Origin of the sequence: Moorena sp. SIO4E2, from assembly GCF_010671945.1 — a bacterium.
GTDB classification, from domain to species: domain Bacteria; phylum Cyanobacteriota; class Cyanobacteriia; order Cyanobacteriales; family Coleofasciculaceae; genus Moorena; species Moorena producens.
This window is the reverse complement of sequence record NZ_JAAHIE010001158.1, coordinates 1-1,566: the sequence shown is the minus strand read 5'-3', so window position 1 is coordinate 1,566 and position 1,566 is coordinate 1. Positions and strand designations below refer to the sequence as shown.

Below are 1,566 nucleotides of genomic sequence, written 5' to 3'. Positions count from 1 at the left end.
GTAGGGTGCGTTAGGGGCGGGCTCGCCCTCATTTTCTGCCTCGTAGCCAGAGTTGGGATAGCCCGTCCCGTAACGCACCGTCAGAGTTGGGATAGTCCGCCCCGTAACGCACCACCCAAGGGCTCTGTAGCTGATGCGTTCCCATAGCAGCTCGTACCGACCATCGCTTTTAGCGATTGACCTTGGCCTTTCGGCCACGCTACGGGAATGGTCACGCTACGCGATTGACTTTTGGTCACGCTACGCGATTGGCCGTAGGCCACGCTAAAAGCGATCGCATTCAACAAAAACTATCCTCTTGATCCATTACACTCCCGACTCCCCACTCCCGATTCTAAATTCTAAATTCTAAATTCTAAATTCTAAATTCTAAATTCCCTACTCCCGTCCTACCACCAAATCCCACAAGGCATCAATACCACTGCCCACATACTCTGAATCCTGGTGTTGTTCAATCCATTCAATTACAGTAGGGAGAATATGATTAGATGTTTTGCCCAATTTGCCCAAGGCATTGGCTGCGTCCTTACGCACATCATAATCATCATCCATTAGTAGTGCTAGGAGGGCGTTGACTACCGTTTCTGAGATGTTGCCCAAATTGCCCAAGGCTTCCGCTGCACTCACACGCACATCAGAATCATCATCCTGAAGTCCTGCTATGAGGGCGTTGATTACAGTTTCTGAGCTGTTGCCCAAATTGACCAAGACATTGGCTGCCGTCACACGCACATCAGAATCATCATCCTGAAGTCCTGCTAGCAGGGCGTTGATTACAGTTTCTGAGTTGTTGCCCAATTTGCCCAAGGCATTGGCTGCTATCACACGCGCAACAGAATCATCATCCATTAGCCCTGCTATGAGGGCGTTGATTACGGTTTCTGAGCTGTTGCCCAATTGGCCCAAGACTTCCGCTACCCTCAAACGCACAAGAGAATGATCATTCATTAGCCTTGCCAGGAGGGCGTTGATTACAGTTTCTGAGTTGTTGCCCAATTTGCCCAAGGCATTGGCTGCCCTCCAACGCACAAAAGAGTGATCATCTTTTACTAGTGCTATGAGGACGTTGACTACCGTTTCTGAGCTGTTGCCCAATTGACCCAAGGCTTCCGCTGCCCTCAAACGCACATCAGAATCATCATCCTGAAGTCCTGCTAGCAGGGCGTTTATTACAGTTTCTGAGCTATTGCCCAATTTGCCCAAGGCATCGGCTGCCCTCCTACGCACAACAAAATCATCATGCTTTAGTCGTGTCAACAATATTGTAATTACCTGATATTTTTCCCCTAACTCGTGTCGATAGTTCAGCAATCGTATGTCATCAATTCGATGGAATTCTTCCTTCAACAATTCCAATACCTGTGCCTCAAAATCCGTTTCATACAAACTACAAATTATCTGAAAAACCTGCTCGCGAATCTTCTCACCAACCCGCTCCTCACTACTCACCTCCAACTCAACCAACCGCTCCAAAATATCTTGAACTAACTCACTATCAGTACTTCGTAAATTTTTCGGGTCTTCTCCCAAACAATTACCAGCAAACAACAAATCCCGATGTAACCA

General features: G+C 47.7%; 1 protein-coding gene. It reads right to left on the bottom strand.

Annotation, left to right across the window (positions count from 1 at the left end):
- Positions 1 to 378: 378 nt before the first annotated feature.
- Positions 379 to 1,566, bottom strand: a 1,188-nt coding sequence (locus F6K37_RS41710; RefSeq protein WP_287257128.1) for a HEAT repeat domain-containing protein, incomplete at its 5' end; no start/stop codon positions are given.